Origin of the sequence: Pseudoglutamicibacter albus (assembly GCF_031458175.1) — a bacterium.
GTDB lineage: Bacteria > Actinomycetota > Actinomycetes > Actinomycetales > Micrococcaceae > Pseudoglutamicibacter > Pseudoglutamicibacter albus.
Genome location: NZ_JAVDXX010000001.1, coordinates 229,438 through 244,574 on the forward strand (window position 1 = coordinate 229,438; position 15,137 = coordinate 244,574).

Consider the following 15,137-nt stretch of genomic DNA (forward strand, 5'->3'; position numbering starts at 1 on the left):
CACGGGGTCCCACGTCAGGTCTAGGCGGTGTTCGGATAGGTCCGATCCTATACCTCTACTGCTTTGGAACTGCCGAGTTCTCAGAAATCCGGGCGGAATCGCACGCCCGACGGCAGTGAAGAGAACCCTGCCCCGAGGAGCGCCGCAGCCAGATTCGTGCCCAGGATGTCTTCGCCGTTGACCTTCTGGAGCGTGATGACCTGCGACCGGGCACGCCGCAACGCCTCAACCAGTGAGACTGCAACGATCGAGGTCAACGCTGACTGCACATCGGCCGCCGACGCGCTGGCAGGCACCGCGCCGCTTGCGGTAGTGAGATGGTGCGCGAGCTCATCGATCCACGAAATGACGGTCCGACCACCCCGCTCCACATACAGTGCCGCGTGACCATCCACCATGACCACGAGGGCACCAGCCTTCCGGCCCGGTCGTGCTTTCGCGGGCGGGTCTGGCCACGGCAGAACCCCGCCGAAAGGGTTCGCGGGATCAGTCGCCGCGAGGGTCACCGCACTGTATGCGGGTGTGCCCGTGGCGAAGGTGGCGGAGGTGTCGGACAGGGCGGCGGAAGGTGCATCGCCGTCGCGGACGAACTCACGCAGCCTGTCCACCGTCCCGGACAACGCGAACTGCGCCGCCCCGAGTTTCTCCACGAAATAGCCGCGGCGGACCGTCCCGGTCTCCTCACGCCGCTGGAAAACCTTATACAGCGCCCCGAAACTGGCGCCCTCAACTGAGGCCCCGCCCTTCGTGACGACCCCGTAGCGGGCCAACAGCATCTCGGCGCGGGCGGCAGCCAGCAACGTCGGGTCGGTCTCCGGGGCAGGCAGCGCGGCCCATCGTCCCGCGTTCAGCCGTTCCGCAGGAGACAACACGGCCGGCTTCGACGCGGATGCCGAACGCAAACCACGCAAACCGGCCCGCCCCACCCTCGTGGTGCGGGTGCGGGCACGCGAACGCGACTGATGCGTCGCCTTACCCTGCGTCAACAGAGAACGCACCGGCAGGAACGAATCGTTCGTGACCCGGCCGGACCACAATAAATCCCACAAAACCGAACCCACAACGGAGTCTGTGACTGGGGTGGCGCCAGGGTCCGCGCCGTCGGCGGCCAAAGCCTGCGCAATCTGCCCCACATAGAACGCACCGCCGGAACCCAAGACCCCGAGCACGCGTTCGTGGAGGGTCGAGTGGACGGCCGCGTCGTCGGTGCTCGTTGCGTCGCCTGGGTTGGTTGCGTCGGCAGGGCTCTTGGAGTCCGCGCCGTTAGCCACCACCGCATCGGTCATGGCCAGAGGCAGCGAGAGCGCCGCGGTATCGGTGGTGTGGAATGCGATCCAGCCGTCATCAGCAGCGAGCGCCCCCGCGCCAGAGAACACAACATCGCCCGAAGCGAGGAGCTCCTCGAGCATCGCCGGCGCATAATCCGTCACGCGCGCCGGGAACACGTAAGACTCCCACGCGCTCGCCGGCAACGGGACTCCCGCGAGCTGCTCAATCACGGTGTAAACGCCGTCCAAGCCACGCAACGCATCAGCGCTATGCGACGCTTGAGTGCCGCGCCCAGCGCCCGTGCCGACGTCTTGCCAGTCGAGCAGGAATCGCGCGTACGCGTCTTGCGGGGTGGGCTCGACTTCGCTACGCAGTGCCGCGAGTGTGCGGGCGCGGATGCGCCGCAGGATCTCGGTGTCGCACCATTCACCTCCGGTGCGCCCGGGCGTGAATTCGCCGCATTCGATGCGGTTGTCCTGCATCAGCCGCCGCAGGGTCTGGATCACGACGGCGTTGGCCAGCCCCAGCGAATGCGCGGCTTGTTCTGTGGTGAAGGGGCCGTGGGTGCGGGCATAACGCAGCACGAGGTCTTCGAGCGGCGCTTCGACGGGTTCGAGGAACGCGACCGGGACACCCATGGGCAGCGGGATGCCCAGGGCATCCCGTAGACGTGCCGCATCCTCGATCGCGGCATACATCTCAGAGCCACGGATCCTGACCTTGAGCGCGCGCCGCTGAGCCACGAGCTCATCAGCCCACGCCGCCGCGTCCTCAACCGACGCGTGCGGTGCGGCACCTGCGCCGGCGTCGCTATCCGCGCCGCCATCGTGGGCGCCTGCACCGCCAGTCCGGCCATCGTCGTCCTGACCATCGGGCGGGTTGAGGCGGGCCGCGAGTTCTTCGGCGTTGAGTGGGCCGAGCACCCGCAGGAGGTCCGCGGCGCCTTCGAGCCCCCACGCGCGCCGTGATGGGGTGAGGCGTTGGGCTTCGGCTTCGACAGCGGCGATGATGTCCGCATCGAGCAGTTCGCGTAGTTCGCCTCGGCCCATGATTTCGTTGAGCAGTTTGGGGTCCAGGCTGAGCGCGGCAGCGCGGCGTTCCGCGAGCGGGGAGTCGCCTTCATACAGGAATTGGGCGACGTACCCGAACAGGAGGCTTTGCGCGAACGGCGAGGGTTCGCGGGTCTCAACCTCGGTGATGCGCACCGCGCGGGACGCAAGTTTCTGGGTGAGCACCCGCAGGGCCGGCATGTCGTAGACGTCTTGGAGGACTTCCCGCACGGTTTCCATGACGATGGGGAACGTCGGATGCTTCGCCGCTACAGCGAGTAGCTGGGCGGCTCTTTGCCGTTGTTGCCATAGCGGTGTGCGGCGGCCCGGGTCGCGGCGGGGCAGCAGGAGGGCGCGGGCAGCGCATTCACGGAAGCGGGCGGCGAAGAGCGCGGAACCGCCGACGCGTTCGGTCACGATCTCTTCAAGTTCCTCGGGTTCGAAGATGAAGATTTCGGCCCCGGGTGGTTCGTCTTCGGCGAGCGGTAGCCGCACGACGATGCCGTCGTCGGCTGCCATCGCGGACCCGTCGAGTCCGTAGCGTTCCTCGATCCGGGCGGCGACCGCGAGCGCCCATGGCGCGTGGACGGCTTTACCCCACGGCGAGTGCAGTATGAGCCGCCAGTCGCCGAGTTCGTCTTTGAAACGCTCGATCACAAGGTGAGTGTCGCTGGGTACGCGCCCGGTGGCTTGTTCCTGTACTTTGATGTAGCGGATGAGGTTGGTCGCGGCCCATTCGTCGAGCCCCGTGTTGGTGAGTTCGGTGTGGGTTTCAGTTTCGGGTTGGTGTGCGATGCGGGCTTGGAATGCGCCTAGTGCTTGGCCGAGTTCGGCGGGGCGGCTGAGGTCGTCGCCGTGCCAGAACGGTAGCTTGCCGGGTTCTCCGGCGGCTGGGGTGACGAGGACGCGGTCGAATGTGATGTCTTGGATGCGCCACGCGCTGGCACCGAGTTGGATGACTTCGCCGATCCTGGTTTCGTAGACCATTTCTTCGTCGAGTTCGCCTACGCGTTTGTTGCCGGTTCCGGCTTGGTCGCCGTCGGCGAGGAATACGCCGAAGAGTCCGCGGTCCGGGATGGTTCCGCCGCTGGTGACGGCGAGGCGTTGCGCGCCGGGGCGGGCGGTGATGGTGCCTTCGTCGCGGTCCCAGATGATGCGGGGCCGCAGTTCCGCGAAGTCGGCTGAGGGGTATTTCCCGGCGAGCAGGTCGAGGACTGCGATGTAGGCGGAGTGGGGTAGGGATGCGTAGGGTGCGCTGCGGCGGAGGGTGTCGTACCAGGTTTCGACGTCGAGGGTGTCTAGGGCCGCGGCGGCGACGGTGTGTTGTGCGAGGACGTCGAGTGGGTTGGCGGGTATCGCCATGGTTTCGATGAGTCCTTCGCGCATGCGTTGCACCGTGATGGTGGTGGAGACGAGGTCGCTTCGGTGTTTGGGGAAGAAGTGGCCGTGGGATTCGGCTCCGACGTGGTGGCCGGCTCGGCCTACGCGTTGCAGGCCGGCGGAGACGGCGCCGGGGGATTCGATCTGGATGACGAGGTCGACGTCGCCCATGTCGATGCCGAGTTCGAGCGAGCTGGTTGCCACGACGCATGTGAGCGTCCCGGTTTTGAGGGATTCTTCGATCGTGGCGCGGCGTTCTTTGGATACGGAGCCGTGGTGGGCCATCACGATGTCCGGCACAGGTGTTTCTGTGCCGGTGCGTTCGTTTTCGTGGCGGGTGTTGAGTTCGTTGAGTGCGGTGGTGAGTTTTTCTGCGAGCCGCCGTGAGTTGACGAACACGATGGTGGAGCGGTGGGCGCGGATGAGGCTGAGCACGCGTTCTTCGATGTGGGGCCAGATGCTTGCGCTGGCGACGTCGGTGGGTAGGCCTGTTTGGGGTGCGGGTGCGGTCGCGAGGTCTGAGAGGTCAGGCACGGGGACGGTGACGCGGAGGTCCCAGGTTTTCTCTGCTGGCGGGGCGACGATCGTGACTGGCTGGTTTCCGCCCAGGAAGCGGGCAACCTCTTGGTGCGGTTCCACTGTGGCTGAAAGCCCGATGCGTTGAGCGGGTTTGGCCAGGAGGCTATCGAGGCGTTCAAGTGAGACGGCGAGGTGGGCGCCGCGTTTGGTTGAGGCGAGTGCGTGGACTTCGTCGATGATGACGGTCTCTACGTTGCTGAGGGTCTCCCGCGCTTTGGAGGTCAGCATGAGGTAGAGGGATTCCGGGGTGGTGATGAGGATATCCGGCGGGCTGGAAATGAGTTTGCGGCGCTGGTTGACGGGGGTGTCGCCAGTGCGGATCCCTACCGTGATCTCCGGGGTGGTGTTGGTGTCCAGAACGGCGTTGTCTGCGGTGATGTCGGTTGTGGTGCCGTTGTCAGCGGCTTGGGTGAGGTGTTTGGCGGTTTGGGTGATTCCGATGAGGGGCGCGCGGAGGTTGCGTTCAACATCGGTTCCGAGCGCTTTGAGCGGGGAGATGTAGAGGACCCGGGTGCGTTTCTTTTTGCTCCGGCTCTTCTTGGTTTCTTTCTCTGAGCGCAGTGTCTTGTCGCTCTGTGTCTTGTTGCTCTGTGTCTTGTTGCTCTGTGGCTTTTCGCCGGTGGCTTGGTGCTGTTTCCCGTGGAGGAGTTGGTCGAGTGACCAGAGGAATGCGGAGAGTGTTTTTCCGGAGCCGGTGGGCGCGATGACGAGCGTGTGGTTGCCGCGTGAGATTGAGTCCCAGGCGCCGAGTTGGGCGGCCGTGGGGTGTGGGAAGGCGCCGTTGAACCAGGTGCTGGTGGGTTCTGAGAACCGGCCCAGGATGGTTTCTGCGTTCGGTGTTTGTGGTGCCACTCGTTACGAGTTTATCCCCCGCTGGTAGCTAGTACTTGATGCCTATAAGGTAGCTCCAGAATGCGATCGAGACCATGAACGCGATCACCGCTCCTGCGAAGATGCCCCAGCCGAGGTGCTTTCGAGGAGTAAACAAAGCGGTTTGCAGGCCGATGATCCCGAGAATGAACGGGGCCATGGGGACTAGGAGAAGAGTCTCGCCGGGGTCAATGAACCATGGAAGATGCATGCCGAGGACGGTTGGGACGAAACCGATCAAGAAGCCTGCAACACCGATGTAGACGTTGCGGCGTTTTTTGCGATTTTCATCGACCAGCTCCGCTACATGTGACGAAATGGTTTGTTCGTGCACCTGGGACGGGGTGGTATGTGGCTCGGGCGGGGTACTCTTCTCGTTCATTTTTAACCTTCGCGGGAAGAAGCCCAGCAAATGTAAGTGTTGGCGGGGCTGTGTTAGTTAGGCCAGTTCAAATAGTCGGCGAGCAGGTAAGCCCCGTATATGAACATTACAACGAAGGGTATGGCGAATCCGGCGAATAGACCCAAACCGAAGTGTTTGTGAGGCGTCAGCAGAGCAATCAGTATGCCTATCACTGGGATTCCAAATGAAACTAGAGGAAGCAGAAATACGTAGTGGCCTATGGCTAGCTGCGACAGAAGATAGTACAGGAGGAAGAGTGCGAAACCGGTAGCCAACCCGAGGAAAGTACGGCGGAAAGCCAGGCGGCGATGTTTGGTCTGCTTTGGTGTGCGTGGAGATGGGGTTTCTTGGTGGGCCGGAGCTGGTGTGGTGTGTAGTTCGGGAGGTGGATTGTTCTCGTTCATGTTTCAACCTTTGTGGAAAGAGATCTAGCAGGTATAGCGGTGGTTTAGATGCAACAGTGGCTGTGCTAGCTAATTCAGTTTTTACTGTTGCCGAGGAAGTAGAGCAGGAGCACGATGACAACGATGAAGCCTGCAACAGTTCCTATGAAGATGCCCCAGCCGAGGCGTTTACGAGAGCTCAGCGTGGCTATCGTTATGCCGATGATTGCGTAGACGAGCGGGGACAAGAGCAAGAGGGGAAGAATATCCCCGTTAGCGAAGAATGGCGGCACATACATACTGAGGCCGGTTGCCACGAAACCGATAGCAAAACCGATGTAGGCGCCGCGACGGTCTGTATGTCGTTTCTCGGTCTGCTTGGGTGTGTGGATGTTTTCGTGCACGGATCACCCCTTGTGGGAAACCCTACTGAGTGCAGGGAGACTGTGAGTTTCTGGTGAGTGAGTTTTATATGTGGACATTCTGAGCCTATGAAAAGGCCATAAGGGCGCACGGACCAAAGAAGATGATGATGCTGGCCAAAGGCCCAGCAATGAGCCCCCATCCGAATGATTTGTGTTTTTCGTTTTTCAGGATTAGGGAGATGCCGATGAGGATGAACCCTATCGGTGGAATCAATGGGCCCACGAATGGGTTCATAAAGAAGAAGAAAGGAGACACTAGCACCGAGAAGAAAACACCAACAACAGCGCCGGCGAACATGAGCCCGCATCCGCCCACATCGTTGCCCCGCTCATCATCCCGAGGGGGACCGTAACCGTCGCTAGTGCCAGGCATGCCATACTGCTGGTTGTTGCTCTCGTTGTGGTGTTCGCCGCTGTCTTCGCTGTCTCCGTAGCCGTTGGTGTTGTTGTTCGTGCTCATGCCGGCACCTCATTTTCTTCAGGCGCGCGGTTTCCTGCGTGGACAGGTGCTGCCACACGGGTAGTTTCTCCCTCAAGCGCAGGTTGCGTCACGTGGCCATGAGCGTGTTCTGCCGCGGCATCGTGAACAGCCGCCAGACGCGGAGCAGCCGCAGTATCACGGCTGGTTTCGGTGCCCCAGAGTTTGCCGCGTTTTATGAGGTAGATAATGCGGATCGCGAAGATCGGGATCGTCACGAGCAGGAACATTTGCGGCCGGGTGAGGCCCATCCAGGCGATCTCGTTGCCGCGCACAAACTCGACGAAGAACCGGAATACCGCGTACGTCCCGATATACAGGGTGAGGGTTTCACCCGGTGCGATCGGTTTGAACCGTAGCCAGAACCACAGAACACAGAATGCGATCAGATGGAACGCGGATTCGTAAGCGAAGCTCGGATGCAAACCCACACCCGCCGGGGTGTGCAGGTGAGCCCCTTGCTGTTCGTTGAGCACAACACCCCAGTCGCTCCCCGTGGGGGTTCCCGGCCGCTCCGTCAAATAGCAGGCCCAACGCCCAAAAGCCATCGCAAGCGCCACAGCCGGTGCGAACAAGTCACCGCTGCGGGCTTTATAACCGATGATCTTCTTCGCAACATGGACGCCAAGCCACGCACCCACCAGCGCAGACAGGAAGGATGCATTGCCATAAGCTAGCTGCTCTGCGAGGCCCAGATTCTCGCGCGGGTCCAGGTGTTGCGCCCATGTGCCAAGACGAGCGAACACGGCGGCACCAGCCAGTGCGCCCACTACAAGCACGCCTGTGCGTTCGTTGAGGCGTTCGCGTCTGCGCGCCTCAATCCAGAACACCACGGAACCGAGCAATAATGCGATAGCAACGAACACCGAGTGGGTATCCAACGGGACCCCAGGGATGAGTTCGAACCCGATCAAATCAGATAAATGTGGATACATGGTCAGCTCACTATCTTGATCCATGCCATGACCCACAGCGGTGTGAGCGCTGCTGCGAGCACGGCAAGTGTGGTGAGGTAGGCGATCACACGTTTAGTGTCGCCTAGTTTGCATTTGGATTTCATGAGGCCTTCGCGACGTGCCTTCGCGTAGCCGCGAATCCCAAGAATCGAGAAGAACAAAAGCGAAAGCGGGCCGAAAATACACGTCAGTAAAGCGATGGTGGCGAAGATGCACAACCGCAACGGGTCGAAAGGCTGAGCCGGTTCCGGCAACCCGTCCGTGACACGTTGGTTCAACGCCGGGGTGTTCGGCGTCATGAACGAATGCTCCGCCTCGTGTGCCCTATTAGTCATGATGCACCCTCATCGTGTCACTCCGTCAGGAACTTTCACTGACACAGGGAGACGGTGCCGGCCAGCGGAGTCATGAGCCGGCGTGCTTGCGGTGTCTGCTTTGCCAGTGGCGGTGGAGATGCGGCGTTCACCTAGCGGAGCCCACGCCTGCACAGCGCAGAATGGCGCGCACTGGTGGATCGCGTTGCCATCCTCGTCGGCGCCTTCACGCACTGTCGCGACGTGTACACAGCATTGGGTGAGGCGTTCTTCGATCATCGTGTTGATGTCCATGAACGGTTTGATCGTGATGCGTTTGACGCGTTCACCCATGAACTGGCGTAGCCGGTGTTGTTGCCCCGGCAGGGAAGAAGCCGCGAGCTTGGCGAGCGTTCCGATCCCCAGATCACACCCCACACAGATGTCGCGCCACAGCGAACCGATCGACGGGTGAGACAGCGAGGACTGCTCAGAGAACAGATCCAGAAGTGATTGCTTGACCTGTTTCTTGAGTGTCTTATTGACCCCGGAATCCGCGATGCGGTTGGCGATCATGTCAGGGTTCAGGTCAAGGAACTCTTTCAGTTTCTCAGGGCCCACGAGGCTCGTGAGTGAAGACCATTCGCCCGAATCGTCTTTGAGTAGGTATCCCAGTGAGCAACAGTGCGGATGGGAACACGGTAGCGCGGTCATGTCCCGCCACGTGACGAGGCCATCAGTCTGTTCCTCAAGACGGGCAAGAACCCCTGTATGCGTTAAACGGTTGTTCGGGTCGATGCCCGCGGAACGTCCAGACCCGAAGACCGGCTGGATCGTCACGCCACCCACGAACGGGGTGTCGAGCGCACGGCGGATCACGGTGCCGATCTCGTGGTCGTTGACTCCTAAAGCCGCCGTCATGGTCAGCGTTGTGAAGATCCCGGCCTCAGACAACCGGTCCAGGGCCTCGAACTTGATCTTCCGGATGTCCCCGCCGCGGTGGTAACGCACGGAGCATTCCTCTTCGCCGTCGTACTGCAAATACACTTCGAGGCGCTCGCGGTGCTTGGCTAGGAAATCAACGAATTCCTGGTCTTGGGCTATACGCAGTCCGTTGGAGTTGAGCAGGATCCGGACTACCGGGCGTGCAGCAAGTTCCTCGATGAGCTGCTCAAGCCACGGATACAGCGTCGGTTCGCCGCCCGAGAGCATGAGCACGTCGATACGGTTCTCTTCGCGGGACAAACGCGTATCGACCGAGGCGAGGACTTCCGCGAGCGGAGCAACAGAGGACTCAGCAGGGGAAGAGGACGCGAAGCACGTGGGGCACTTGAGGTTGCAGTGGTCTGTGATGTCTTCCAACAAGATGCAGGTGTGCTGGGTCTGCATCGTGGGAAGACCATATTCGTAGGCTTCCGGAACCGGTAGGAAGTTGTTCTCAAGGTCCGGGGTATGCACTTTGGTGGGAGCCGTCCACTGCTCAAGATAGGTGAGGATCTCACCGGATTCGTCATACAGCGTCCGCTGCAGACCGTGTTTGCGGCAACCGCGTTCCAGCCACACTTGCCCGTCAGGGTATTCGGCAAGCCAACCGGTGAGCCGCTCAACCTGAGCTAGTGGTTTATGAGGGTCTTGCTCATGGCATACGGGACAAAACGCATTCACATAACGGTGAATGCGGTACGAACGAAGCGGCATCCCAGGTGCATCGACAGGCATGATATGAGCCTAAGACAAGAACGTGCCGTAGGCCACATTCCTATCAAAATTGTGGATATATAACGGAGCGTTCGCGGCTGTGGACAACGGAAAACCCGCACGGCGTCCTCACACGTGGTGGTATCCGCTACCGGCCATGATCTCTTGTGATCGGTACACCTGCTCAACGAGCATCAACCGCACAAGCTGGTGCGGGAACACCAAGTTGGAGAGCGACCATACGAGGTCCGCCCGTTGGTGCACGCTCTGATCAACACCGAACGCGCCACCAATTACCACAACCACTCTCTTACCTTGGTCGATCGGGCCACGCAACGCCTTCGCTAACTGAGGTGAGTTCAGCATCTTCCCGCGCTCATCCAACAGCACAACGTAGTCGCCGTGGCCGATCTTCTTCAGCAGGCGAGCTGACTCTTCAGCCCGTGCAACATCGTCGGCTTTGGAACTGTGCTGTAGTAGGTCCCACTGCACATCCCACGGCTTGCGCAGCCGGCGTTCGTAACGGGCGATGCCTTCTTCAACCCACGACTCATGTTTGCGGCCCACGGCCAGAACCCTAATACTCACACAACCATCCTGGCATGCGTGTGGAAGACTTAACCCTATGAGTCATTCTCACGAGCCTGAACCTGGAACCCATCCACGTCTTCGCCGTTTGCGGGCAGGGGATGCGGATGCGGTGCTTGCAGCGTTCGCCTCGTGCCCAGAGATGACCCGCCAAGGCAACGTCACCGATGCCGCTTCAGCGGCCCGCTATGTAGCCGCGCTCATCAACGAGGACTCCAGCGCTGACCCCGAAACCACGGATGAACCCGCAACCGAAACCACCGGCGACACCACGGACGCTTGCGATGACAAGGACGCGTTCGCGGTCGTGGATGACAATGACCGCCTGTGGGGGCTTGTTGGTATAAACCGCGATGCGGCCAACAAGGTTGGCTGGTTCTGGTACTGGATGCACGCTGCAACACGGAAGCGTGGTTGGACCTCGCAAGCGGCCGCAACAGTTGCGAACTGGGCTCTAGATCACGGAGGATATGAAAGGCTCGAGTTAGGTTACAGAGCCAACAACCCGGGCTCTCAACGGGTTGCCGCCCTGGCCGGATTCATCCCGGAAGGGGTCGAAAGGAAGAAGTTCCTTGTCAAAGGGGAACGTATCGACGTTCACTTAAGCGGCCGGTTGGTGACAGACCCGGCACCAGAAACCACGGAACTTGACATCACCTGGTGATCGACCAGCGTGAAGGCCACTATGAAAGACAAGGCGAAGGCCCAAGTGAAGACGAGTCTGAAGCCCTCAATACAGCTTGGGGTGATCGTGTGAGCAACCGCGGAGTGTTCAGCCCTATATCTGGGCGGCCTGCACCTCACCCGGTGCCTCTTCCCGGTTGGAACATCTCCATCTTGTGGTTGAGCGCGCTCATACCTCTGGTAGCTACCATCACGTTGCTGGGGCATGTAGGCCGTAACTCAACAGGCCTACCCGTGGACCGAGATATTTTGGACTGGATCGTAGCGTCCCGCTCTGAGCCCTGGACCCACATCGTCCCTGTGTTCAGCATGATCGGTAGTACGCCGGTGTTCACGCCCATCATGATCGTGTTTGCTGGATCTATCGCGTATTTCAAACGGTCGCTGTGGCCGGTGATCTTGCTCGCTCTCACGGCAACGCTGTCGGTGAGTGCCACGGTGATCATCAAGAACGTGTTCAACCGCCGGCGGCCACCCCTTGAAACCCAGCTACAACCTTACGAGTATTCCGGGTCGTTCCCCTCGGGGCATACTTTGAACGCGTTCGCCCTCGTGAGTGTGTCTATCTCAATGGTTCTGCGGTGGGCAGTGCGCACTTGGCTGCGGTGGGCCACCGTGATCCTCGGTGTGGCTTACATGTTCGCGATGGCGTTCTCCCGTGTCTATATGGGTGTGCACTGGCTATCAGATGTCCAATGCGGCGCCATGTTGGGTGCGGCGATCGGGTTTATCATGATTTCGGTCGATGTGTGGGCCCGCTCGCACTGGTGGTCGCGGGAGATCAACCGGGCGAGCGAAGAAAGGCTTCCGCGCCGCGAGGTAAAGCGGACAAGCAGGCGGCGCATCAGACAAACGGTGCATAAGATAAACATCGATTAAGCCAAGAGGTCCCAAGAACTGGTGTTCTTGGGACCTCTTGTTTGTGGCGGTAGCGGTGGGATTTGAACCCACGGTGCAGGGTCACTGCACACAACATTTCGAGTGTTGCACCTTCGGCCGCTCGGACACGCTACCAACTCCGGACACTCTATGTCATAGCCCGGCCGGTTTCCAAACCGAACTGGTGCCTCGGTACGTAGCGTTCAGGGTTCGCTACGCATTGTGGCGAAGAATTCCTGGAGTATTTCTTGGCACTCTCCGGCTTGGACGCCCGCGAAAACTTCGGCGCGATGGTTCAGCCGCGGTTCCCGCAGAATATCCATCACGGAGCCGGTTGCTCCGGCTTTCTCGTCCCACGCACCAAATATCACCCGCGGGATGCGGGCGAGCACGATTGCCCCGGCACACATAGGGCACGGTTCAAGCGTCACCACGAGCGTGCAGTCAGTGAGCCGCCAACCATCGCCGCCATCGTCGTCTCCTCTGTCGCTAGCGGCGCCACCGTCGCCACCGGTGGGGTTGCCGGCGTTGGATGCGAGGGCGCGTGCGGCTTCACGGATCGCTACGACTTCGGCGTGCCCGGTCGGATCGCCGTCGCGTTCGCGGATGTTATGGCCGCGGGCAACGATTCTCCCGTCCGGACCCACGATGACCGCGCCGATGGGGATGTCGCCGTGCTGGGCGGCTGCGCGGGCTTCTTCGAGGGCGGCCCCCATCCATGCGTTGGCCCCGTCGGGTGGTTTGATCGGCATGTTCACAACGGTAAACCATGAATCTTCCCGCCGCGTACTCGGCAGTGGCGGCGGCGTTGTTGCTCGGACGGTATCCTGTTTTCATGCGCGTACATGTTGTTGAGCACCCGCTCGTGGCCCACAAGATTTCGGTTCTGCGTGACAAGACGACCCCGTCCCCGGTTTTCCGGCAGTTGACTGAGGAGCTTGTCACGTTGCTTTCGTATGAAGCGACCCGGGACGTCCGCACCCGTGAAGTCACGGTTGAGACGCCTGTGGCGACAACCAAGGGGGTTGCTTTCGCAAAGCCGACCCCGCTTGTCGTGCCGATTCTTCGCGCTGGTTTGGGGATGCTCGAAGGCATGATGCGGCTGTTGCCGACCGCTGAGGTGGGCTTCTTAGGCATGGCTCGTAACGAGGAGACGCTTGACATCATCACGTACGCCGAGCGGCTGCCCGATGATTTGTCGAACCGTCAGGTTTTCGTGATCGACCCGATGCTGGCTACCGGTGGAACCCTTGTGGAATCGATCGGTTACCTGTTTGAGCATGGAGCGGATCAAGTCACGTGTATCTGCTTGATCGCTGCCCCGGAGGGCGTTGAGCGCCTGAACGCGGCCTACGGCGATGATGACCGCGTCAACCTCTACATCGCGGCGCTCGATGAAGGGCTGGATGAGAACGCCTACATTGTGCCTGGTCTCGGCGATGCAGGAGACCGCCTGTACGGCCTCGCCGAATAGACCGGCTCCTTAGCGTTGGCAGGCTCTTGAACCTTCGGTTCCTGCCGCGTGGCTGGGGCCTGCGCCGTGGTTGGAGTTTGCGTCTCTATCGCGGCCTGGGCATCAGCTGGGGCTTGCGCTTCGAGCTGTGTGGTTTCAGCGAGGTGCTTTGCCGCGCCTGCCGCCGGTGGTGGGCAGTATGGCAGCCGGATGGTGAAGACGGTGTTGCCGGGCTCTGATTCAACGTTGATGGTGCCTTGGTGGGCTTCTGCAATCGCTTTGACGATGGCCAGGCCGAGGCCGCTGGTTGATGTTGAACCGGAGCGCGCTTTGTCGGCGCGGGCGAGCCGGTCGAATACTTTCGGCAGGAATTCTGGGTCGATACCTTCGCCGGTGTCGTGGACACGGACTACGACGTCGTAGCCGCTGTTGTGCGAGCGTGCCCGTTCTTCCGCGTGCATTTGTGTGGTGCTTGCGTTGAACAGCGCTGGAACATGGGTGAGCTGTGTCGGTTCGATGCCGACTGTGATATCGACTTGCGTTCCGGCGCTGGTGTGTTTCGCGGCGTTGGAGGCAAGGTTGCTGAGAACCCGGGCGAGCTGGGACGGGTCGCCTTCGACGTAGGCGGGGTCGCCGTCGGTGAACGCGTCGAATTCCCATGTGTGCTCGCCGAACGCGGCTTGAGAGTCCAGGTACACGTTCGCGGCGATCTGGACCATGTCCACGGTTTCGATGGTCGTGGCGTGGCCTTCTTCGAGTCGGTTCAGAAGCAAGAGCTGCTCGACCAGTTCGGTCATGTTCTCGGTCTGCCCGATCAGGCGTTCGAGTGAGCGTTCCCCGTCGGGGGTGAGCTCGTGGGTCACGTGGATCAGCTGGGCGTAACCGCGGATCGAGGCCAGTGGTGTGCGCAGTTCGTGGGATGCGTCGGCCACGAAGCGGCGCATCTTCATTTCGGAAGCGGCGCGGGTCTCTAATGCGTCTCCGACGTTGTCGAGCAAACGGTTCAGAGCTCCACCGAGGCGCCCGATCTCTGTAGGTTTGCTGGCAAGGTTACGGTTCACCCGCTGATCCACATGAACATCGGATTCTGTGAGGGGGAGGGTCGCGATGGAGTCCGCGACATCCACTACGTGGTGGAGCGGCTGCATCGTGGCTCGTATGACCGCGCCGCCTACAGCGCCCACCAACACGACGCCGATCGTGGAGACCACCAGCATCGTGAGGTCGAGCGTCCGCAGGGTTGCGTAGGTGCGTTTAGCGGGCAGTCCTGCGACCATCACTGTTGATGCTGGCAAATCGCGTGAGGCGACAGGCTCAATGAGGAGCCGGTAGTCCCCGATCTCGAGTGTGGCTGTGATGCCTTCAGTCTTTTGAGGGTTGTACTCGAACTCGTCGATTTTGGTGATGATGGTTTTCCGGTCGGCTTCTGAGAGCTTTGTAGGCTCGCCGGTAACGGAGTCGGTGACTTCGGGGCCGGCACGGAACTTGCCGTCGGCAACGAGGGCGACGACGGTTCCAACGGGCTGGCTGCTTACGTCGGTGACCGGCATGTGCCCGCTGGCGGAGGTCGCGCGGTCGATGGTCGCGGCGAGGCTCGAGTCGAGCTGCCCCCACAGCTTTGCGGCCATGAGGGTGTGCGTCAGCCCGCCGATGATCATGGATCCAGCGGCGAGCATCAGGGTTAGCAAGACCACCAAGCGTACGCGCAAAGACATGCGCGTATTCTTGCGTGCTAGGTGGCGCTTGCGGT

14 protein-coding genes and 1 tRNA gene are annotated in these 15,137 nt (G+C 61.1%); 3 read left to right on the forward strand and 12 right to left on the reverse strand.

The window, feature by feature from the left end; genetic code table 11:
- Positions 1–80: 80 nt before the first annotated feature.
- The 9 genes from J2S67_RS00940 to J2S67_RS00980 all read right to left on the reverse strand — a co-directional run bounded on the left by J2S67_RS00940 (position 81) and on the right by J2S67_RS00980 (position 10,371).
- Entirely contained in the window at positions 81–5,129 is a 5,049-nt protein-coding gene (locus J2S67_RS00940) for an Lhr family ATP-dependent helicase (protein ID WP_310245445.1), read from the reverse strand.
- A 28-nt stretch (positions 5,130–5,157) separates the two neighbouring features.
- Positions 5,158–5,529, reverse strand: coding sequence for a hypothetical protein (locus J2S67_RS00945; protein WP_310245447.1), 372 nt, complete (start codon positions 5,527–5,529; stop codon positions 5,158–5,160).
- A gap of 53 nt (positions 5,530–5,582) precedes the next feature.
- Positions 5,583–5,954 (reverse strand): hypothetical protein, encoded by a 372-nt coding sequence (locus J2S67_RS00950; protein WP_070490614.1) that lies wholly within the window; start codon positions 5,952–5,954, stop codon positions 5,583–5,585.
- Positions 5,955–6,028: 74 nt separating this feature from the next.
- Positions 6,029–6,337, reverse strand: coding sequence for a hypothetical protein (locus tag J2S67_RS00955; RefSeq protein ID WP_035756419.1), 309 nt, complete (start codon positions 6,335–6,337; stop codon positions 6,029–6,031).
- A gap of 85 nt (positions 6,338–6,422) precedes the next feature.
- A complete protein-coding gene (locus J2S67_RS00960; RefSeq protein WP_070490613.1) occupies positions 6,423–6,818 on the reverse strand; it encodes a hypothetical protein in 396 nt (131 codons plus the stop codon).
- Positions 6,815–7,795: a prolipoprotein diacylglyceryl transferase gene (locus J2S67_RS00965; protein ID WP_310245450.1), complete on the reverse strand. Its 981-nt coding sequence runs from the start codon at positions 7,793–7,795 to the stop codon at positions 6,815–6,817. The genes J2S67_RS00960 and J2S67_RS00965 overlap by 4 nt, the downstream gene beginning before the upstream one ends.
- Complete coding sequence (locus tag J2S67_RS00970; RefSeq protein WP_232219294.1) at positions 7,774–8,127, reverse strand: hypothetical protein; 354 nt, start codon at positions 8,125–8,127, stop codon at positions 7,774–7,776. The genes J2S67_RS00965 and J2S67_RS00970 overlap by 22 nt, the downstream gene beginning before the upstream one ends.
- Before the next feature lie 9 nt (positions 8,128–8,136).
- Positions 8,137–9,804, reverse strand: coding sequence for a radical SAM protein (locus tag J2S67_RS00975; protein WP_310245454.1), 1,668 nt, complete (start codon positions 9,802–9,804; stop codon positions 8,137–8,139).
- Positions 9,805–9,912: 108 nt separating this feature from the next.
- On the reverse strand, positions 9,913–10,371 hold the full coding sequence (locus J2S67_RS00980; protein ID WP_070490611.1) for a 23S rRNA (pseudouridine(1915)-N(3))-methyltransferase RlmH: 459 nt from the start codon (positions 10,369–10,371) through the stop codon (positions 9,913–9,915).
- Positions 10,372–10,408: 37 nt separating this feature from the next.
- Between J2S67_RS00980 and J2S67_RS00985 the strand changes: the two genes are divergently transcribed.
- Both J2S67_RS00985 and J2S67_RS00990 read left to right on the forward strand, forming a co-directional pair.
- Complete coding sequence (locus J2S67_RS00985; protein ID WP_035756415.1) at positions 10,409–11,035, forward strand: GNAT family N-acetyltransferase; 627 nt, start codon at positions 10,409–10,411, stop codon at positions 11,033–11,035.
- 254 nt (positions 11,036–11,289) lie between these two features.
- Complete coding sequence (locus J2S67_RS00990; RefSeq protein ID WP_310245459.1) at positions 11,290–11,934, forward strand: phosphatase PAP2 family protein; 645 nt, start codon at positions 11,290–11,292, stop codon at positions 11,932–11,934.
- A gap of 44 nt (positions 11,935–11,978) precedes the next feature.
- Here J2S67_RS00990 and J2S67_RS00995 read toward each other — a convergent pair.
- Positions 11,979–12,069: transfer RNA gene (locus J2S67_RS00995), tRNA-Ser, on the reverse strand.
- Between the two features lie 68 nt (positions 12,070–12,137).
- Positions 12,138–12,686, reverse strand: coding sequence for a nucleoside deaminase (locus J2S67_RS01000; protein WP_310245462.1), 549 nt, complete (start codon positions 12,684–12,686; stop codon positions 12,138–12,140).
- Between the two features lie 83 nt (positions 12,687–12,769).
- Here J2S67_RS01000 and upp point away from each other — a divergent pair, with 83 nt between their 5' ends.
- Positions 12,770–13,408 (forward strand): uracil phosphoribosyltransferase, encoded by a 639-nt coding sequence (upp, locus tag J2S67_RS01005; protein ID WP_035754803.1) that lies wholly within the window; start codon positions 12,770–12,772, stop codon positions 13,406–13,408.
- Here upp and J2S67_RS01010 read toward each other — a convergent pair.
- Positions 13,351–15,102, reverse strand: a complete 1,752-nt coding sequence (locus tag J2S67_RS01010; RefSeq protein ID WP_310245465.1) for a sensor histidine kinase — start codon at positions 15,100–15,102, stop codon at positions 13,351–13,353. The two genes, upp and J2S67_RS01010, sit on opposite strands and share 58 nt — an antisense overlap.
- Between the last annotated feature and the right edge of the window lie 35 nt (positions 15,103–15,137).